The sequence below is a fragment of the Sphingomonas sp. NBWT7 genome (assembly GCF_014217605.1).
In the GTDB taxonomy this organism is placed as follows: domain Bacteria; phylum Pseudomonadota; class Alphaproteobacteria; order Sphingomonadales; family Sphingomonadaceae; genus Sphingomonas.
The window spans coordinates 2,160,493-2,180,193 of record NZ_CP043639.1 but is presented as its reverse complement, the minus strand read 5'-3'; the positions used below and the strand labels follow the sequence as shown (position 1 = coordinate 2,180,193).

Annotated in this window: 17 protein-coding genes; 5 read left to right on the top strand and 12 right to left on the bottom strand. The window is 69.3% G+C overall.

The genetic code is table 11. From position 1 onward, the window contains the following. Positions 1 to 3: 3 nt before the first annotated feature. Both F1C10_RS10690 and F1C10_RS10685 read right to left on the bottom strand, forming a co-directional pair. Positions 4 to 1,596 (bottom strand): amidohydrolase, encoded by a 1,593-nt coding sequence (locus F1C10_RS10690; RefSeq protein ID WP_185206076.1) that lies wholly within the window; start codon positions 1,594 to 1,596, stop codon positions 4 to 6. Between the two features lie 105 nt (positions 1,597 to 1,701). Beyond that, on the bottom strand, positions 1,702 to 2,040 hold the full coding sequence (locus tag F1C10_RS10685; protein WP_308458058.1) for a hypothetical protein: 339 nt from the start codon (positions 2,038 to 2,040) through the stop codon (positions 1,702 to 1,704). Positions 2,041 to 2,151: 111 nt separating this feature from the next. Between F1C10_RS10685 and F1C10_RS10680 the strand changes: the two genes are divergently transcribed. Together F1C10_RS10680 and F1C10_RS10675 are read left to right on the top strand one after the other, a co-directional pair. After that, a complete protein-coding gene (locus tag F1C10_RS10680) occupies positions 2,152 to 3,543 on the top strand; it encodes an RNB domain-containing ribonuclease (protein ID WP_185206074.1) in 1,392 nt (463 codons plus the stop codon). Positions 3,544 to 3,750: 207 nt separating this feature from the next. Next, positions 3,751 to 5,106: an O-antigen ligase gene (locus tag F1C10_RS10675; RefSeq protein WP_185206072.1), complete on the top strand. Its 1,356-nt coding sequence runs from the start codon at positions 3,751 to 3,753 to the stop codon at positions 5,104 to 5,106. Positions 5,107 to 5,210: 104 nt separating this feature from the next. On the opposite strand, the gene F1C10_RS10670 is transcribed toward F1C10_RS10675, so the two are convergent. The 6 genes from F1C10_RS10670 to F1C10_RS10645 all read right to left on the bottom strand — a co-directional run bounded on the left by F1C10_RS10670 (position 5,211) and on the right by F1C10_RS10645 (position 10,789). Further along, positions 5,211 to 5,618, bottom strand: coding sequence for a PilZ domain-containing protein (locus tag F1C10_RS10670; RefSeq protein WP_185206070.1), 408 nt, complete (start codon positions 5,616 to 5,618; stop codon positions 5,211 to 5,213). 51 nt (positions 5,619 to 5,669) lie between these two features. Continuing rightward, positions 5,670 to 6,485: a transporter gene (locus F1C10_RS10665; RefSeq protein WP_258042854.1), complete on the bottom strand. Its 816-nt coding sequence runs from the start codon at positions 6,483 to 6,485 to the stop codon at positions 5,670 to 5,672. Between the two features lie 17 nt (positions 6,486 to 6,502). Continuing rightward, positions 6,503 to 7,603: an acyl-CoA dehydrogenase family protein gene (locus F1C10_RS10660; protein WP_185206068.1), complete on the bottom strand. Its 1,101-nt coding sequence runs from the start codon at positions 7,601 to 7,603 to the stop codon at positions 6,503 to 6,505. Positions 7,604 to 7,659: 56 nt separating this feature from the next. Continuing rightward, positions 7,660 to 8,028 carry an EthD domain-containing protein gene (locus F1C10_RS10655; protein ID WP_185206066.1) on the bottom strand — a complete coding sequence of 123 codons (369 nt, stop codon included), beginning with the start codon at positions 8,026 to 8,028 and terminating at the stop codon, positions 7,660 to 7,662. A 22-nt stretch (positions 8,029 to 8,050) separates the two neighbouring features. Beyond that, positions 8,051 to 9,250, bottom strand: a complete 1,200-nt coding sequence (locus tag F1C10_RS10650; RefSeq protein WP_219729735.1) for an acyl-CoA dehydrogenase family protein — start codon at positions 9,248 to 9,250, stop codon at positions 8,051 to 8,053. A 72-nt stretch (positions 9,251 to 9,322) separates the two neighbouring features. Then, a complete protein-coding gene (locus F1C10_RS10645) occupies positions 9,323 to 10,789 on the bottom strand; it encodes an MFS transporter (RefSeq protein ID WP_258042853.1) in 1,467 nt (488 codons plus the stop codon). 200 nt (positions 10,790 to 10,989) lie between these two features. On the opposite strand from F1C10_RS10645, the gene F1C10_RS10640 reads away from it, so the two are divergent. Then, a complete protein-coding gene (locus F1C10_RS10640; RefSeq protein WP_185206062.1) occupies positions 10,990 to 12,492 on the top strand; it encodes a GGDEF domain-containing protein in 1,503 nt (500 codons plus the stop codon). A 7-nt stretch (positions 12,493 to 12,499) separates the two neighbouring features. Here F1C10_RS10640 and F1C10_RS10635 read toward each other — a convergent pair whose 3' ends face one another. From F1C10_RS10635 to F1C10_RS10620, 4 genes are all read right to left on the bottom strand, one after another. Next, positions 12,500 to 13,588, bottom strand: coding sequence for an NADH:flavin oxidoreductase (locus F1C10_RS10635; protein ID WP_185206055.1), 1,089 nt, complete (start codon positions 13,586 to 13,588; stop codon positions 12,500 to 12,502). A gap of 44 nt (positions 13,589 to 13,632) precedes the next feature. Then, positions 13,633 to 16,287: a M1 family metallopeptidase gene (locus tag F1C10_RS10630; protein WP_185206053.1), complete on the bottom strand. Its 2,655-nt coding sequence runs from the start codon at positions 16,285 to 16,287 to the stop codon at positions 13,633 to 13,635. Positions 16,288 to 16,363: 76 nt separating this feature from the next. Continuing rightward, positions 16,364 to 16,666 carry a YciI-like protein gene (locus F1C10_RS10625; RefSeq protein ID WP_185206051.1) on the bottom strand — a complete coding sequence of 101 codons (303 nt, stop codon included), beginning with the start codon at positions 16,664 to 16,666 and terminating at the stop codon, positions 16,364 to 16,366. Between the two features lie 32 nt (positions 16,667 to 16,698). After that, entirely contained in the window at positions 16,699 to 16,908 is a 210-nt protein-coding gene (locus F1C10_RS10620; protein WP_185206049.1) for a hypothetical protein, read from the bottom strand. 109 nt (positions 16,909 to 17,017) lie between these two features. Here F1C10_RS10620 and F1C10_RS10615 point away from each other — a divergent pair, with 109 nt between their 5' ends. Together F1C10_RS10615 and F1C10_RS10610 are read left to right on the top strand one after the other, a co-directional pair. After that, entirely contained in the window at positions 17,018 to 18,442 is a 1,425-nt protein-coding gene (locus tag F1C10_RS10615; protein ID WP_185206047.1) for an amidase, read from the top strand. Continuing rightward, entirely contained in the window at positions 18,439 to 19,701 is a 1,263-nt protein-coding gene (locus tag F1C10_RS10610) for a D-arabinono-1,4-lactone oxidase (protein WP_185206045.1), read from the top strand. Before F1C10_RS10615 ends, F1C10_RS10610 begins: the two co-directional genes overlap by 4 nt.

The following is a 19,701-nucleotide window of genomic DNA, read 5'->3' as shown; positions in this document are numbered from 1 at the left end:
GCGTCACTCGGGCTTGGTGATGCTCGGCCACTTGACGCCGAGCTGCTCGAGATAGCTGCTGTACTTCTTGGGGTTGTAATAGGTCGGGCGCATGCGATCGCGGAATTGCGCCATGATGTCGGCGTTCATCTCGATATAGGGCTTCTCGTTGGTCAAAATCGGCTGGTATTTCACCGTCTTGGTCTGCACGTCGGTGAAATAGCTCTTTGCCGCGGTGACGAGTTCCGGGCGGGTCAGCAGATCGAGCAGCGTCATCGCCATCACCTTGCCGCCGGCGACCGCGCCCTTGTGCGCGATCGGCGTCGCCATCGCGATCGCGTTCGACCAATTGTGCCCCGGCAGCTCCGGGATGTTCGAGGGGTAGCGGATGGTGATCGTCGGCTTGGTCCACGACACGTCACCGATATCGTCCGATCCGCCGCTCTTGGGCTCGGCCTCGGGGGGCTTCATCGGCTCGAGCGCGGTGTCGAGCCCCTTCTGCTCGCCGCCGACCAGCTTCTGCACCGCCTTGGCGAACTGCTGTTCCTCCGCGGTCCAGATCGGCAGGCCGACCTTCTTGATATTCTCGTACGCCGCCTCCGCCATCGGGCGGTTCATGTGCTGCGGGGCGGCGGTGCCGATGATGCGGTGGGAAACGGTCGTATCGGTCATCATCGCCGCGGCGGTCGCGATCTTGCTACCGATCTCGTAATTCTTGCGGATCGCGTCGAACGACTGTTCGCGGAAATAATACCAGACGGTGGCGGTCGAGGGCACGACGTTGGGAAAGTCGCCGCCGTCCTTGATGACATAGTGCGAGCGCTGCTCGGGGCGCAGATGCTCGCGGCGGAAGTTCCAGCCCGCGTCCATCAGCTCGACCGCGTCGAGCGCGCTGCGCCCGCGCCACGGCGCGCCGGCCGAATGCGCGCTCTCGCCATTGAACGTGTAGAGCACCGACACGCCGCCGGTGCCCGAGGGCTGCCCCCAATTGGTCTGCAGGTTCGAGCTGACGTGGGTGAACAGCACCGCGTCGACATCCTTGAACAGGCCGTCGCGCACGAAGAACGCCTTTGCCGCGACCGGTTCCTCAGCGACGCCGGGCCACAGCAGCAGCGTGCCGGGGATCTTCTCGCGGATCATGATGTCCTTCACCGCCAGCGCCGCGGCGATATTCACCGCTTGGCCGCTGTTGTGCCCCTCGCCATGGCCGGGCGCGCCGGCGATCATCGGTTCGCGCCACGCGACGCCGGGCTTCTGGCTCGCCTTGGGAATGCCGTCGAGATCGGAGCCGACCGCCATCGTCGGCCCGCCGGACCCTTGCGTCCATGTCGCCGACCACGCGGTGGGGATGCCGGCGATGCCGCGCGTGACGGTGAAACCGTTCTTCTCGAGGATCTCGGTGATGTAGCGCGAGGTCTCGATCTCCTGCATCCCGAGCTCGCCGAAGCTGAAGATCGAATCGATCATCTCCTGCACCAGCTTGGCGCGCTTCTCGACCCCGGCGGCGGCCTCGGTCTTTAGCGCGTCGAGCCGCTGCGGCGCGACCTGCGCGGGGGCGGGCGCGGCCAGCAGCAGGGCAGCGGCGCCGCCCGTCGTCATCCACGCCATTCGGCTCATCGCTAACCCCCTTCGTGTTTCGCGCACCATGGCGGCACCGCGCCGATCGGGATAGCCGCAACCACGGGCGATCATGCGTTTTCGTGAACCGCGCCGCCGCGTGGCTCACTGATAGCGCGACAGCCGGTCGAATCCCTCGTTTGCCTTAGTCATCTTGGCAAGCTTGCGCAGAAAGGCGCGGACGTGGCGATCGAAGCGATCGTCGTCGTGCACGCCGCGCCAGTGATAGTCGTCGCGGTCGAGCAGCGCGCGCACTGCGGCGGCGAACGTCGCCTGATCGCGGGTGGTGTCGGTCGCGGTCAGCAGCGTTGCGATCATTTCTTCCGCCGATGCCTTGTCGCTGTCGTCCGCCTCGCGCCGCCCGCCACGCGCGGCGACCGCCTGCTCGGCACGCGCCGCGACGATGCGTCGGTCGAGCCATGCCGCACCGCGGCCGCATCCCACGGCGCGGGGGCGTTCGCGGATGCCGTCTTCGTCGTCATTTCCCTGCGCTCCCGCCGCCGCCCGCCGTCCGCCCGTTTCCCGATAGTCGCCGGCGGCGTATAGGTGGGCGCGATGAAGACCTTAGTCGATCCCGACCGTGCGCTCGTCAACGGGCTGGCGGCGATCCGCCGCGAATTCCAGGTGCCGGCGTCGTTTCCGCCAACCGTGCTCGCCGCCGCCGAGGTTGCGGTACGCCGCCCGCCGATCGAACACGTCGATCGGCTCGACGTGCCGTTCGTCACGCTCGATCCCGCGACGTCGACCGATCTCGACCAGGCGTTCTGGATCGAGCCGAGAGGCGGCGATCTGCTGCTGCGCTACGCCATCGCAGATGTCGCGTGGTTCGTAACGCCGGGCGATGCGATCGACGCCGAAGCGTGGCAGCGCGGCGAGACGATGTATCTGCCGGACGGCAAGGCCGGGCTCTACCCGCCGATCATCGGCGAGCGTGCCGCAAGCCTGTTGCCGGGCGATCCGCGACCCGCGGTGGTGTTCGTGGTCCGCGTCGCGCCCGACGGCGCGGCGGCCCTCGACGGTGTCGAGCGTGCGATCATCCGCAGCCGTGCCAAGCTCGCCTATGCGACGGTGCAGCCGGGCGATCTGCCGCCGGCGTTCGAGGAACTTGCGCGCCGTATCGCGGCGGCCGAGGCGCGGCGCGGCGCCTCGCGCGTCGATCCGCCCGAGCAACAGGTCGCGGCGGATGCGGACGGCGGGTTCACGCTGTCGTTCCGCCCGCGGCTTGAGTCCGAGGATCGCAACGCCGCGCTGTCGCTCGCGACCAATCTCGCCGTAGCAGACTTGCTGCTCGCGCACCGCACCGGGCTGTTCCGCACGATGCCCGAGCCCGATGCGGGCGCCGTCATCAGGCTGCGCGCGATCGCGGCGGCGACCGGGGTCGACTGGCCCGCCGATCTGCCGCTGCGCGCGTTCGAGCGTAGGCTCTCGCCCGCCAATGCGCCCGACGCGGCGATGATGACCGCGATCCGCCGTGCGGGGTCGGGCGCGAGCTACACGCCGTTCCGTACCGGCGAGACGCCGTGGCACGCGGCGATGGGCGCGACGTACGCGCATGCGACGGCGCCACTGCGACGGCTTGCCGATCGCTACGTGGTGATGGCCGCGCTCGCGCTCGCCAACGGCCGGCCTGTGCCCGAGCCGATCGCGGCGGCGTTCGAGACGCTGCCGCCCGTCATGGCGCGTGCGGGTGCGCGGCAGGGGCAGATCGACCGCGCGGTGCTCGATCTCGCCGAAGCGGCGATGCTGCGCAGCCGGATCGGCGAGACGTTCCGCGCGGCCGTCATCGACGCCGATCGCGGCCGCGCGCGCATCCAGCTATGCGATCTCCCGGTGCTCGCCCGCGTTGCCGCCGACGGCGCTGCCGCGGGTGATCGGATCATGGTTCGCCTTACGCAGGCCGATCCCGAGACGCGCCGGATCGATTTCGAACGGGCGCCGCATGCTTGACAGGGCATGTCATTCATTCCGACGCCGCCCTGCGCGGATAAGTTTTGACACTGCGCCGCGCCAACCATTATCCCCGCCGGCAAGCGCGGCGAATGGCCGGCGGTGCGGGGATCGCGCCTTGGGCCAAGTGCGGTAGCGCACGCGGCGCGGGCGGGCAGGCGCGCATTGCCGCCTCGGTCACGCGCGATCGACGATCCCGGTGGATAGATGACCGATATGGATACGCCCGCGGCGCCCGAAGCCTTTCGTCTGGCGCGCGTGTCGCGCGCGCGCACCGTTCACCGCGACAAGCGCCCGCGCTGGGCTGAGCTCGCGTCGCAGGCGGCGTTCGTGGTGCTGATGATCCTGTGCATGTCCGCTCCGTGGGTAACGGACGAGGTGGATTCCGCGCTCAAACAGTTCCGGCAGATCGGCTATCTGACGGTTCTCCTAACTGCGATCGTATCACTTCGACCGTGGCGCAATCCGCAGGCGTTGCTTGTCGTGCCGTGGCCGCTGTTGCTCGCGCTCGGCTGGTGCTGGTTCAGTCTTACCTGGGCGCTCTATCCGGCCGCCGGTCTGCGGCGGCTCGTGCTTACGACGATCGTTGCCTGGTCGTTGCTTGCGCTGGTGCGCGAGATCGCGGTCAATCGGATGATCAACATCCTCCACGTTCTACTCGCGGCGCTGCTTGCAACCAACTACCTTGCGGTATTCCTGTTTCCAGCGATCGGGCTCGATCCGAACAATTATGACGGCGTTACGAATTTGTGGCGCGGGGTGATGGGGCAGAAGAACTTCGTCGGTTTCGCCTGTGCGATCACGGCGATCATGTTCAGCCTTGGTGCCGGCTTTCCCGCGTGGAATTCGTCCGCAGGGCGCCGGCTGCTGATCGTCCGCGTGTTCGTCGTCGTTGCGGCAGTGATCTTCCTGCTACAGAGCGAATCGAAGACATCGATAGGGATCGGCGTGTTCGCGATCCTGATCGGCGCGCTCTTCACCTACCTGGCGACGGTGAAGGGGCAGCGGCGGCTTGCCGCGCCGGGATGGGCGTGGATCGCGATTGTCCCCTTCGCGATCGTCTGCGTCGGCATGGCGATCGACGCGACGCCGTATCTCGACATGATCAGCGATCCCGCCGCCTTCACCGGGCGCACGCAGATCTGGACGGGGCTGATCAAGGCCTATGTCGAACAACCGCTGCTTGGCGTCGGCTACGGATCGCTTTGGGATGTCGGCCCCGACGGCCCCATGACGCTTTACGCGAAGAATTGGGCGAGCCGGGTGTCGCAGGGGCATAACGGCTATCTCGACATGCTTGTCCAGGTCGGCGCGATCGGCCTGCTGCTGATCCTGTTCGCGGTGCTCGTCTGGCCGCTGCAGCGCCTGCTGCGTGGTGGCGACCATCCCGCTCGTGTGCTCGGTGCGGCGATGCTGTTCTTCAGCCTCGGCCATAATTTCACCGAATCCTCGCTGTTCGATCGCGATGGACAGGGGCAGGTGTTCCTGATGATCGCCATTGCGCTGCTGTGGAAGACGACGGCGGCAGTCGCCACTGTCGAAGGATCGCGGCGCCCGGCCTAATATCCTGAAGCCCGCCCCCGCCGCGGCGTTGATTGCCTTACCCGATATTGACGTACGGAGGGCGGGAACATCGGTCTCGACGCGACCAAAGCGCCGCGCCCCTCTCAGCGCCGTGTATAGGGATCATCAAGATTAGGAATCCACCCGACCTTCGGCCCCTCTCGCACTGGCATGTTCCGCCGCGTCCGCGGTGCGATCGCCGCCTTTGCACGCGCCGCTTCGAGATCGATCTGTTCGGCGAACTGGAGTCCGGCGGTGCCGTCGCGAACCCAGCTCACCGTGGCGCCGACCGCGGCGAGTGCGCCGACCGAGACGAGCACCGTCGCGCCGGGGCTAAGATCCTCCGCCTGATCGATCCGCGCACCACCGCTCGACAAATCGCGGATGCGATGCTGCGTCGCCGGCCCGCCGCCGAACCGCTCGATCACCGCGTTCAGCATCACGCGCTGGCGCGGTGCGCGCGGCATGCGGCCGGCATCGGCAGGCGGAACAGGATCGTCGCGGTCGATCATCGGGATCGTATCTGGGTGGCCGGCGAAAGGCGGGCAAGGGTGGCCGACCGGTCAGAAGCGGCGCGCGATGCCGACGTAGATCTCCGCGTCCGGCGCGTCGGCGTCGAGCGCGACATTTGCGCCAACATCGAGCTGCAGATCGTCGGTGGGTTTCCAGTCGAACGACAGGGCGCCGAGCCACTGTGTCGCGCGCTGTGTCGGATCGCGGTCACGCAGGCCCTGAACCTCGATCGTCGTTTCGACCGCTTCGCCCAACACGACGTCGAGCCCGACCGTGCCGCTGTAGGCGGCGTGCCGGCCGTGCCCGTCGGCGTCGGGCACGACGTTCGCCTCGCCGGTGAACTCGAGCTTCAGCGCATCGCTGACGTCGTAGCTGACGGGCACGAGGATGCCGGCGCCCCAGTCGCCGACGCCGAGCGGCGCGCCTCCGATCGGCACGGTAACGAACGGCTGCACCGCGATCGAGAAGCCGCTGCCGTCCGGGTTGGCGAGATTGGCCTGGAGGCCGAGATAGACATCGCCGACGCCGCTTTCGCGCGTCACGCCCCCCGATGCGGCATTCCGCGTGCGCTGGCGGCCGAACGGCGCCCAGCCGATCACCGCCTCGCTCGTCTCGGTCAGCCCGATGCGAAGCTGCGTCTCGGCGAGGGTGACGAGATCGTCGCGCACATCGCCGCTATCGTCGCGCTGCCAGTCGGCGATGGCGATCTCGACCGAGACACGGCCGGGCGCCATGGTGCACGCCGGCGTGCCGAGGCCCGGGCGCGCCGCGCAATAATCGCGCTCCTGCGCGCGTGCCGGCGCCGCGGCGCACCACGCCAGCAGCATCGCGAGCGCGCCGCCTGCGATCGACCGTCGGTTCGTCACGGCGTATAGCTCCGGCGTCAGCCGGCGAGCGCCATCGCGCGTGCGAGATGATCGTCGCTCGTTCCGAGCATCCCCTCGATCACCGTCGCGCGCTTGAAGTAATGCCCGACGGCGAGTTCCTCGGTCATCCCCATGCCGCCGTGCAGCTGCACCCCGTTCTGGCCGACGAAGCGGCAGGCGTCGCCTACCAGTACCTTGGCGCCGGACACCGCGCGCGCGCGCTCGGCCGCAGGCGCGTCGAGCAGCATCGTCGCGCGGTAGGTGGCGGACGTCGCCATCTCGATCTTCATGAACATGTCGACCATACGGTGCTGCACCGCTTGGAAGTCGCCGATCGGCTGGCCGAACTGCCGCCGCTCACGCGTATAGGCGATCGTATCGTCGAGGATACGGCGCATCACGCCGAGCGCCTCGGCGCACGCTGCGGCGATCGTCGCGTCGGCGGCGACCTCGATGGCGGGAAGCGCGCCGCCCTCGTCGCCGAGCAGCGCGCCGCCAGGTACGCGCACGCCGTCGAACCGCAGATCGGCGGCGCGGCGTCCGTCGATCGTGCGATAGGCGTGGATCGACAGCCCGGCGGCATCGGGGTCGATCGCGAACAGCGACGGCCCGGCGGGGGTCGACGCGCTGACCAGCAACGTGGTGGCCCAGGGCGCGGCGACGATCGCCGCCTTCGCGCCGGTGAGCCGCCAGCCGTCGCCGTCGCGCGTGGCGGTCGTCGCACGCGGCGCGCTGGCCAGCCGCATGCCGGCCTCGTGGCCCGCAAAGACGACGATCCGCGTGCCGTCGGCGATCCCGTCGAGCAGCTCGTGCGCGCGTTCACCGCCGGCCGCGCGAAGCAGCGAGGCGGCGGTCACCGCCGTCTCGGCGAACGGCTCACCGACCAGCGCCACGCCCAGTTCGTGCATCACGACGAACACGTCGAAGGGGTCGGGCGCGTCGCGCCCACCGAGGCTGAGCACGCCGAGCCGCTCGGCCAGATCGCGCCACAGCGCGAGATCACGTCCCGCCTCGCTCGCGACCGCCGCCTGCCGCGCGGCGAAACCATGTCGATCGCGCAGATAGCTGCCGAGCGAGGCGCGCAGCTGCTCCTGCTCGGCGGTGAAGGTGAAATCCATGGCGCCGCGCCCCCCTTGTCGCGTGTGATGTAGTTGGCTGAGTCGAGCGGAACGGATCAGACGATACGGTGCTCGTTCACCCAGAAGAGCGGTGAATTGGCGAGATCGATGAAACGCGCCTCGTCCTCGAGCAGCCGCCGCCCCGCCTCACGCGCCTCGGCGCTCGCGCCGGTCGCGACGATATCCTCGACGCTGTCGAAATGCAGTTCGGCGACGCCGTCGTACGGCGGCACGACGCACGCGCGGGCATCTGCGGTGGCGGCGAGGCGTGCATCTTCGAAACTGTGGCTCTGCACATAGCCGCGGATCCGCAGCACCTCGGCAAAGGATGCGACGAGCGGCGCGTGATGGTCGCGCCAATAGGCCTGGAACTCGGCGCGGGGCATGCCCTCGCGCCGGCGCAGGCAGAAGATCAGCTTGATCATCGCATTCCCCCTCGGATGCCGTTCATTGCGACAGCGCGGCATTGGCGCGATCGAGCGCGCGCCATACGATCGTCTTCTGGATCTCGGTCGCGCCGCCGTAGATCGTCTGCGCGCGCTCGAAGAGGTAGGAGGCTGTGCGTGGCACGGCGAACGGCGCCGCCTCGGGAACGGTGTCGCGCCAGCCCGGCTGCGATCGGTCCGCCACCGCGATGCGATCGCCGCCGGCGAGCTCGACCCACAATTCAGTAATCTCCTGCGCAAGCTCGGTACACGCGATCTTGAGCGCAGAGACCGCAGCGGGCGCCGCCTCACCGCACAGCACGCGCAGCACCGACAGCTCGACCGCGTCGAGCCGCAGTTCCGCCAGCGCGACGCGGCGCGCGAACAGCGGCTCGTCCGCCATCGTACCGGCAAACGCGCCGGGCAGCGTCGCGGCGACGCGGCGCAGCTCGGCCAAGTCCGCGCGCTTGCGGCCGACATGTGCGTAGGACACGCGCTCGGCGGACAGCAGAACGTTGGCATAGTGCCAGCCCTTGCCCGGCTCGCCGATCATGTTCTTCGCCGGCACGCGCACCTGATCGAACTCGACGCGGTTTAGCTCGTGCGAGCCGTCGATGGTGATGATCGGATGGACGGTGATCCCGGGCGTGCGCATGTCGGCGCAGATCATCGAGATGCCGTCCTGCTTGCGCGGGCATTTCTCGGTGCGCACCAGGCAGAAGATCCAGTCCGCCCAATGCGCGCCCGACGTCCAGATCTTAGTGCCGTCGAGGATGTAATCGTCGCCATCGCGCACCGCGCTCATCCGCAACGAAGCGAGGTCGGAGCCGGACTCGGGTTCCGAATAGCCCTGTGCCCACATCGCGCGCGATTCGAGGATGTCGGGCAGCCAGTGCGCCTGCTGCTCGGGTGTGCCGAACGCGCAGATGATCGGGCCGATGTATACGACAGCCATCGGAATGATCGACGGTGCGCCGGCGAGCTCCAGCTCCTGCTCGAACAGGTAGCGCTGCACCGGCGTCCACCCCGGCCCGCCATGTTCGGCCGGCCAGCCGACCCCAAGCCAGCCCTTGGCGTTCAATGCCTGCTGCGAACGGACGTGGTCTGCACGCGACAGCTTCCGCCCGTCGCGCAGCAGCGCCAGGATGTCCTGCGGATATTCCTCGGCGAAGAAGCGGCGGACTTCGGCGGCGAACGCCTGTTCTTCGGGGGATAGCGTCATGTCCATGATCGTTCGTCCCCCGCGCCTGCCGCTACGTCAACCGTCACATCCGATACCGTCACCATGCCGGCCCTAACCGCCGGGGATCGAATCGCGGCCGGCACCGCGGACGAAGATCAGCCCGATCTGCCCGATCACCAGCAGCAGGATGATGCTGGCGAACCCGCCCTGCTGGCTCTGCGTCACGCGGGTGCCGATGTTGACCAGCGCCGGCGCGAGCCACGCGGTGGCGACGCCCGACAAGGCGTAGACGCCGAAGAACGCGCCCGTCTGGCTCGGCGGGGCGAGCCGCGTCAGCGCGGTGCGGCTGGAGGCATATTGCGCGGTGATGAAGATCGCGTTGTTGAACCCGATCAGCAGGTAGATGAGCGACGGCCAAGTGCGATAGACCGGCCCGTCCCACAGTGGCGGATGTGCCGCGGCGTCGTATGCCCAGAAATAGAGAATGCGATCGGGCGCCATGCCGAGCAGCGCGACGAGGCCGACGATCGTCATCGCGATCTCCACGCGCAGCGCGTTGCGCGGCCCCATCCGTTCGTCGAGGATCCGCCCGACGAATCCGCCCGCCACCGCGACGATGCTGAGGATGATGCCGGTGATGAGCAGGTCGAGCGCGCCCCAGCCCATCACGCCCGCGGCGAGCACGCCGAAGAAGAACAGCACGCCGTTCATCCCGTCGAAGAAGAACATCCGCGCGCCGAGGAAGATCGCGGCGTCGCGGTAATTGCCCACCGTGCGCACCATCGCGACGAGATCGCGCACGCCCTCACGCAATGCACGCAGCACCGGCACACCCGTGCGTGGCGCATCGGGGGTGAGGAGGAACAGCGGCAGTGCGCCGACCGCCAGCAGCGCCGCGGCGAGCAGCGCGACGACCCGCTCGGGCTCGTGCAGCGCCGGGTCCATGCCGAGCAGTGGCGTCGCCGGCACCCACCACCAGTCGACCTTGCCCGGCAGCGCGAACGCCCAGGCGGTGAAGCCTAATGCGAGCACTGATGCCGCATTGCCCAGCGACAGCGCGAGGCCAGAGGCGGCGTGCGCGCTACGCAGCCCCGCGGCACGGATCAGCATCGAATTGTGCAGCACCTCGGACCAGGCGAACAGCACGTTGACGGCGAGTGCGATCGTCATCGTCGCCGCGACCGTCAGCCCGACGCTGCCCGGCGCGGCGAACCACAAGGCGGCGATCAGCGGGACCATCAGCACCACGCTTGCCGCCAGCCACGGTTTGCGCGGACCGATCTTGTCGATCGACGCGCCCAGGATCGGCGCCGTCGCCATGACGATCCAGCCGGCATATTGCTGAAAGCGCGAGATCAGTTCCTGCCCGCGCACCGGATCGCCGACCATCGTCGCCGAGATGTAGGGCATGAAGATGTAGATTGTGATCAGGATCACATAGGGATCGCGCCCGCCCTCGAAGATCGACCAGGCGACGCCGCCGCGATTAAGCCGCGCGTCGCCCGCTTCGGTCGCCGCAATCGGCGGCGCAACGACGGAAGCGGGGCCGAGGACGTCGACGGGTGTCGGTACGGTCAAGCGCGTGATCCTCTCGTGCACGCGCGGCCTCCTGCCGGGCCGCGTCGCGGCGCCATCGTGGCGCAGTCCGCGGGCGAGCGCCAGCACATGAATGTCGCGCCGGCAATCGCGCGGCATGGAAAGGCGGCGCAAACCGCACTTCCGGGAAAGCGACAGCATGGTTACCCCTTGTTTACGCGGTATCTTCTACGCAGCTCGTCATGTTTCGCGCGACACAAGATTGGGCCAGGCCGGACGCCGACGAGCGTCCCGATCCGTCTGTCGCCGCTTCCGCCCGCCGCCCCGCCGGCCGTCCGCTCGCGTTTGCGCTGCTCGGCCTTGCCGTATTCGCCGCGAGCATGCTCGGGCTTGCGTCGCGGCATGCCTTTTCCGTCTCGTTCTGGCCAGCCAATGCCGTGCTCGTCGGGTTGGCGCTGCGCGACCGCCGGCTGTTCCGTCTGCCGGGTTATGCGGCGGCCGCAGCGGGTTTCATTGCGGCGGACCTCATCTTCGGCCGGCCACTGTCGCTCGCCGCCTTCTTCGCTGCGACCAACGTCGTCAGCGCGTTTGTCGTCACCTTGCTGCTCGCACGCCTCCCGGCCGGCGATCTCAGCCTCCGCCGCTCGCACGCCGTGCTGCGGATCCTCGCCTGCCTGCTGCCGGGCAGCATCGCCGCCGGCCTGTGCGGTGCGCTGCTCGTCACGATCGAGTTCGGCGGTTCGGCGATCCAGGCGCTGCAGACATGGCCGGCGAGCGAACTCGTCAATTACATGGTCGTCCTGCCGGCACTGTTGACCGTTCGGCCCGGTTGGATCGCCCGTGCGCGTCTGTCGCGGGCCCGTGACCTATGCCCCGCGTTGCTGCTCGCCGCCTCATGCGTCGCCGCCGTGCTATTCGACGGGCCGGGCAGTATCGTCTTCCCCGTTCCCGCGCTGCTGTGGTGCGCGCTGACCTATTCGGTGCCCGTCACCGCGGTGATGACGATGGCGTTCGGCACCTTCTACCTGACGGTGATCGGGCTGGGGCTGCTCAACATCGGGCAGGACATGGCGGTGCCGCACATGGTGGTGTCGGTGCGCGTCACGGTTGCGTTCCTGGTGCTGATACCGCTGACGATCAGTAGTGCGGTGGCGGTGCGCGACGATCTGATGCGCCAGCTGCGCCATGCCGCCGATCACGACGGGCTGACGGGGCTGCTCAACCGGCGCGCGTTCGAGATTGACCTGCAGGCGCGGCTCGCCGTGGCGCGCGAAGGTGGCACGGGGCTCGCGATCCTGTGGCTCGACGTCGATCGGTTCAAGGCGATCAACGATCGTTTCGGGCATCTCGCGGGAGACGCGGTGCTGCGCGGTTTCGCGACGACGCTGCGTAGCTGCTTTCCGCTGGACGCGGTAATCGGCCGGCTGGGCGGCGAGGAATTCGGTCTGGTGATCGACGTCGCGGATTCCCGCGCCGCGGAGGACGCGGCGGAGCGATTGCGCGGCGCGATTGCCGATCGTCCTGCGATATGGGGCGGGGCGCCGATCTCTGCAACGGCGAGCATCGGCGCCTGTTATCTACCCGCCGGCCGCCGCGTCGCGGCCGATCTGCTGCACCGGCTCGATCAGGCGCTGTACCGGGCAAAGGATCAGGGGCGCGACCGGATCGAATGGTGCATCGCCAGCGATCGTCCCGGCGCGGCCGCGGGCGCTCCACCGGCCGGGCGGCGGGCGCTCGCCGCGTGACGCGCGATCAGGCCGCCTTCGGTTCGACGAAGCCCGCCCAGTTGCGCATGTAATCGACGAACAGCGGGCTCAGCCCCTCGTCGAGCAGATGCTGCGCGCTGACGGGCGTCGGTGGCGAGGTGTAGGCCGGATCGGCGGCGACACGCTTGGGAAAATCGTGGCGCAGGATCGCGGCACGGCCGATGACGACGAAGTCGCAGCCGGCGTCGATCGCCGCCGCCGCGTCCGCCGCGCTCATGATCTTGCCGGCCGCGCCGAGCCGCACGTCGCCGCGCGGCAGATCGGTGAAGAAGCTCATCAGCGACCGGCCCTTGTGCTCGTCCTCGTGCGGTTCCTTCGCCGCGTCCCACAGCGACATGTCTAGGAAGTCGATCTTGCCATCCGACAGCAGCCGCCCGGCGACGTCGCGGATCTCGAGCAGCTTCAACCCGAAGCGCTCGGGCGACAGGCGCACGCCGATCTGGAAATCGGGGCGGCACGTCGCGCGGATGCCGTCGACGATCTCGAACACAATCCGCGCGCGGTTCTCCAGGCTGCCGCCATAGCGATCGTCGCGCCGATTAATCTCGGGCGAGAGGAATTGCGCGAGGATATAGCCGTGCGCGCCGTGCACCTCGACGCCGTCGAACCCGGCCCGGTCCGCGCGCTGCGCCGCGGCGACGAAATCGTCGCGCACCTGCTCGACTTCGGCGAGCGTCAGCCCGCGCGCACCCGTTTCGGGATCGTCCGACGGGCAGACCGGCGTGCCGACCAGCTCGGCGGGCGAGCGATTGCCGGCGTGGTGCAGTTGCAACGACGAGATCGATCCTTCGGCGCGGATCGTGTCGGCGAGCCGCGTCAGCCCGGCGAGATGCTCGTCGCCGAACGCGCCGATCTGCCCGGCGAAGCCCTGTCCCACCGCCTGCACGTGCGCCGCGGCGGTCATCGTCACCGCGAAGCCGCCGGTCGCGCGCATCGTCAGCCAGCGATGCTCCTCGTCCGACAGCCGCCCGTCGGGGTGGCTCTGCTGGTTGGTCAGCGGCGCCAGCATGAAGCGGTTCTTCATCGCGGGGCCGCGCTTCAGCGCGAGCGGCTGGAACAGCGTGTCGACGGGCATGAGTGTCTCCGGATCGTCGTTGAAGAAAGGCAGCGCTGCGGCGGTTACTTCGCCTGCCGCAGCGCCGTGCCGAGTTCGGCCGATTTGGCGTCGCGCAGCGCGCCGCACAGCCGGATATTCTCCAGCGTCCGCTCGTAATCGAGCACGCCGTTGCCGTCGGCGCGGATGCGCGCGCCGATCGCCGCGTCGATCTGCGCCGCGCGGTCGACGCCGCACTGCGTCGCGAAGGTGCGGGCGACGCGCCCGGCGAAGATCCCGTTCGCGCTGCCCAGCACCTTGTCGATATTGGCGATGAACCAATCGCCCGTCATCGTTGCCGTGCCCGGCGTCACCGCGAGCCGCTGGATGAGGTTCGCGCGATCGAGCGTACGCAGTCGCGCATCGTTGAGCGCGAGCGCCCAGGTTGCGATCGCCGGCTGGCCGCTGTCCGCCACCGCGGCGAAGGCGGCGTCGCGCACCACCGGCTCCTCGCTGGCGAGCCCAGCCTCCATGATCCGCTTCGCCGCGGGCAGGCCGCCCTGTTGCACCACCGCGCCGAAGCCGTCGCCGAGATAGGTTGCATCCAGTGCGGCCTTGTCGCCGCCGAGGTAGCGTTCCGCCGCCGCGGCGAGCTTCGCCAGCAGCGCCTTGTCCTCCGCCTCGCTCGCCAGCAGCGCGACGGTGTCGGCGCGCAGCTTCTGCCGGTCAGGATCGTCGCCGGCATGGGCGCCCGCCGCCGGATCGAAGCCGAGCGCGGCGAGCCGCGGCGCGTAGGTGCGATCGAGGAAGGCGCGATACGACGGCAGCGCGGCAGCGGGGATCAGCCCGCGGCTGTGCATCCCGGCGAGCCGCTGCCCGCCGTCGAGCGCGGCGTTCGAATCGGCGTTGCCCGCCATCGCCACCGTGCCCGCGAGTACGCGCGCGGCATCGGTGCGACCGGCGCGGAACGAGGCCCACAGGCTGTCGCTCGCTGCGATTGCCTCTGCCCCCGGCAGCTGCGCGAAGCCGGCGATCAGCCGGTCCCAGTCCGCTGCCGGCATGTCGAACCGGTAATAACCGTTGCCGCCCGCATTGGGCATCAGCGCGGCATTGCCTGTCGGCACGTCGATCGTCGCCGATGCGCCGTCGATCAGCTGGCAGCTGCGCGCCTCGCCGACGCGGTAGCAGAACGGCACCGTCCAGCGCGTCGGCTGCGGCGCCTGGCCGATAAAGGTGTAGCGTGATTGCGTCGCGACCATCCTGCCGCCCTGCCGGGTGAGCGAGATCAGCGGCACGCCCTGCTGGTCGACGAAGCTCTGCATCGCCGTCACCACGCGCGGGTCCTGCGCTGCATCGGCGAGGCTCTTGAAGAAGTCCGCCGTCGCCGCGCTGCCATAGGCGTGGCGCTTGAGGTGCAGGCGCACGCCGTCGCGGAACTTCTCGTCGCCAAGATACGCCGCGATCATCGCAATGACATGCCCGCCCTTGCCGTAGGTGATACCGTCGAACGCCGAATCGATCTTCGCATTCTCGCGGATCGGCTCGTGGATCGGCCGCCCGACGGTGAGCGAATCGGTGTTCATCGCCGAGAAGCCCTCTTCGAGCCCGCCGACGCCGATGTTGAGCTCGGGCCGCCACTCGCCGCCGATGCGAAAGCCCATCCAGTTGGCGAAACTCTCGTTCAGCCACAGATCGTCCCACCACACGGGCGAGACGAGATCGCCGAACCACTGGTGCGCGAGCTCATGCGCGACGACCATGCCGAACAGCTTCTTCTGCGACACCGGCGCATCGGGCGCGAGCGCGATGATCCCGTCGCCGTAGATGTCGGCGCCGGCATTCTCCATCGCGCCGGGCATGATCGGCGAGCCGATCTGATCAAGCTTCGGGAAGGGGAAGGGCGCGCCGAAATACTTTTCCAGCAGGCTGACGATGTGCGGCGTCTCCGCCATCACATAACCGGTCTTGTCCTTCTGCGCCTGTGTCAGCACCGCGCCAAGCGGCAGCGGCTGGGCGCGCTCGGGCGTCGGCGGGACGGTGCCGGTCGCGTGGACGAACGGTCCCGTCACCAGCGCGACGAGATACGTCGGCAGCGGGCGGGTGGCGGCGAACTGGTGCTTCTCGAGCGCGCCGGCGCGCGTCACGCCGGTTTCGGGCGCATTGCTCACCGCCTTGCTACCGCGATCGGTGGTGATCGAGACGGTGAACGGCGTCTTGAAGCCAGGCTCGTCGAAGCTCGGGAAGGCGGCACGCGCGTCGATCGATTCGAACTGCGTCCAGCTATACCATTGCTCGCCCACTTTGACGCGGTAGAGCCCCGACGCGCTGTCGCCGAAGCTGCCGGTCCAGTCGAATACCAGCGTCACCGCACCGGCGGGCAGCTCCTGCGCGAAATCGAGCCGCGCGGTGCCCGTCTTGTCGACCTGCGTGAAGGTGGCCGGGATCGTCCGGCCGCCGACGCGCGCCGACGCCTTCACCGCCAGATCGCGGCCGTGGAGGTACAGCCGGCGCGTCGCGGCCTTCAGCGCGACGTCGATCTCGCCATGGCCGGAAAAGCCGGTCTTCGCCGGTTGGATCGTGAAGTCGAGCCGATACGCCTCGGGCATCGCGGCGTCTGACAGCCGGCCCTTGGGCGCAGCGGGGTCAGCGACGACGGCGATCTTGCGCGGGGCGGGGGCATTCTGCGCGCCGGCGGCGGTGCCGACGAAGGAAAGGGCGGTCGCAAGCAGGAAGGCGCGCATGGAAGCTCCGTGATCGTACGGTCGCAGGGGTTAGGCCTGCGCGCGCGCAGCGACAAGCGTCGCGCGTGGCCTGCCGTTATCCCGCCGGCCGCAGCGGCGTCGCCGCCCCGTCGCCGACCACCGTCGCCCAGGGCATGACGCGCCAACCGGTGACGATGCCGCTGGTGACATAGGGATCGGCCGCCGCGAACGCTGCGGCGCTCGCCGCATCGTCGAACAATAGCAGCGCGTGCGACACCGGATCGCCGACCGCGCCGCCCAGGATCAGCCGCCCCGCCACGGCCGCCTCCCATGCGAGCGCGAGATGCGCGTCGCGAAAGGCGCCGCGCCGCGCGAGATAGTCGGGCGCTAGATCGTAGTGGAGCAGGAAGTGGGCCATACCGCGCTATTCCCTGGCCATGCCGCCGGGCCTCATGCCTTGGGCGCGCGGGCAACCACTGCCTGCGCGGTGCGCAGCCGCGCCTTCCACGTCTTCACGGAGGGGTGGCCCGCCGCGATGTCGGCCAGCTTGCTCTCGATCTGGGCGATCTCGCGCCGCGCGGCGTCGAGTTCGGCCGGGGTCGGTGGCGGCTGGATGTTGGCGCGCGCATGTGCGCCGGTGCGGCCCTTGCTCTTGCTCATCGCGCGTCCTCGTGCGCCGGGAAGCCGGGGCGGTCAACGCTGCAGGCGATGGTTGCCCCGTTCGGCATTTGCGCCCAGCATGGCGCGAAAAGAGACGGTAGGAGCGGCAATGCAGGATTATTCGTCGCACGACGCGCTCGGGCTCGCGCAGCTGGTGCGGACTCGCGCCGTCTCACCCGCCGAATTGGTCGAGGCGGCGATCGCACGGATCGAGGCGGTCGACGGTACGATCAACGCGGTCGTTCATCGCGATTTCGACGGCGCGCGAGCGGCTGCTGCGGGGCCGCTGCCCGACGGGCCGTTCGCGGGCGTACCGTTCCTGGTCAAGGACTTCGGCATCGGCGTTGCAGGCTGGCGCAACACCAGCGGTAGCCGCTTCTGCGCCGACATGATCGATGCCGAGGATAGCGGCCTCACGCGGCGCTACCGCGACACGGGCGTCGTCCTGCTTGGCCGCGGCGCGTCGTCTGAATATGGCATCATCGGCAACGTCGAGACGTCGCTGTTCGGGCCGACGCGCAATCCGTGGGATCCAGGGCATATCGCGGGCGGCTCGTCGGGCGGGTCGGCGGCGGCGGTCGCGGCGGGGATCGTGCCGATGGCGCACGCCTCGGACGGGCTCGGCTCGATCCGCATCCCCGCCGCATGCTGCGGCCTCGTCGGCATGAAGCCAACGCGCGACCGCGTGCCCAACCTGCCCGACGGGTTCGATTATGCGATGGGCTTCTGCGTCGACCACGTGGTGACGCGCAGCGTGCGCGACAGCGCGGCGATGCTCGACGCGACCGGCATCCCCGAGCCCGGATCGCCCTATGCCCTCCCGGCGAAGGACGGCAGCTATCTCGACGACGTCGCACGCAGCCCGGGGCGGCTGCGGATCGGCTGGTCGCCCGAAACGCCCACCGGCAATCCGATCGACCCGGAGGTCGCCGCGGTGCTCGCGCATACCGCCGAGACACTCGCTGCGCTTGGCCACGACGTGCGCGAGGAGAGCCTGGGCGTCGATCACCGCGCGATCGCGCGGGCGCGGGCGCCCGTTTCCGCCGCGAACTTCGCCGCCGGCATGCGGCGCGTGATCGATCGCGTCGGCCGCGAGCCGCGCGAGGACGAACTCGAGCCGATGACCTGGGCCGCGCTGCAGGGCGCACGCCAGGTGACGGGCGAGCAGGCGTTCTGGGGCTATCAGGAACTGCGCAAGCTGACGCGCGGGGTGCTGCAGCGCTTCGCGCCCTATGACGTGTATCTGACGCCGGTGATGAGCATGCCGCCGCCGCCGATCGGCTTCAGCGATCCCGCGACGGTTAGCCCGCGCGAGATCGGCAAGCGGCAGATCGCGCTCTATCCCTTCGCCGCCCTGTTCAATTTCACCGGTCAGCCGTCGCTCTCGCTGCCGTTGGGGATGAGTGCGGGCGGGTTGCCGATCGGCATGATGTTCACTGCGCGCTACGCCGACGAGGGAACGCTGTACCGCCTCGCCGGGCAGCTCGAGAAGGAAATGCCCTGGGCGCAGCGCCGGCCCAAGGTGTGGGCATGAGCGAATGGCGCAACTGGTCGGGCAGCGTCGTCGCGCATCCCGCTGCGATCGTTCGCCCGCGCGACGAGGCCGAGCTGTCGGCGATCGTGCGTGACGCGCGCCAGGTGCGCGTGACAGGGGCGGGGCATTCGTTCATGCCGCTGTGCGAGACGAGCGGCACGTTGGTGTCGCTCGACGACATGGACGGCGAGCTGATCGTCGCGCCCGATCGCCGGACGGTCGACGCGCCGGCGGGCTGGAGCCTCAAGCGGCTGACCGAGGCGCTGTGGGAGCAAGGCCTGTCGTTGCCTAATCAGGGGGACGTCAATCCGCAGTCGCTCGGCGGCGCACTGGCCACCGGCACGCACGGCACGGGGCGCGATCTCGGTTCGCTCGCGACGCTGGCGCAGGCGTTTCGCCTCGTGCTGGCGGACGGCAGCATCGTCGATTGCGACGCGGCGAGCGCGCCCGATCTGTTCCAGGCGCAGCGCCTGTCGCTAGGGCTGCTCGGCATCGCGACGCGTGTGCGGATGGCGGTGCTGCCCGCGCTGCACCTCGAGGAGCGGATCGAGCGTCGCCCGCTCGCCGAGGTGCTCGATCGGATCGCCGATCTCGCGCTGGCGACGCGGCACATGGAATTCTTCCTCTTTCCCTATGCCGACAGCGTCACCTTCAAGACGCTGCATCCCACCACCCCCGCCGATCTGTCGCAGGAGGAGGGCAGCGATCGCGTGTTCCAGGCGTGCTGCGATCTCGCCGCCGCCGCGCCGCGCACCGTGCCGATGATCCAGCGCGTGATATCGCGCATCGGCGGCCCGACGCAGCGCGTCGGCCCGGCGTGGTGCATCTTTCCCTCGGATCGCAACGTGCGGTTCGAGGAGATGGAATATGAGCTGCCCGTCGCCAACGCGGTCGCTGCGCTGCGCGAGGCGCTGGCGCTGCTTCGCCGCCGCCGGATGCCGCTGATCTTCCCCTTCGAATTCCGCATGGTCGCGGGCGACGACATCTGGCTGTCGCCGTTCCACGCCGGCCCGTGCGCATCAATCTCGGTCCACCAATATGCGCCGATGGAATGGCGGCCGCATTTCGCCGAGCTCGAGGCGGTGTTCCGCGCGCACGGCGGGCGGCCGCACTGGGCGAAACGCCACACGCTGACGAGCGCCGACGTGCGCCGGCTGTATCCCAAGGCAGAGGCCTTCGGGGCGGTGCGCAAACAGGCCGATCCGGAGGCGAAGTTCATGAACGATCACCTGCGTCAGCTGTTCGATTTCTCGCTGTGA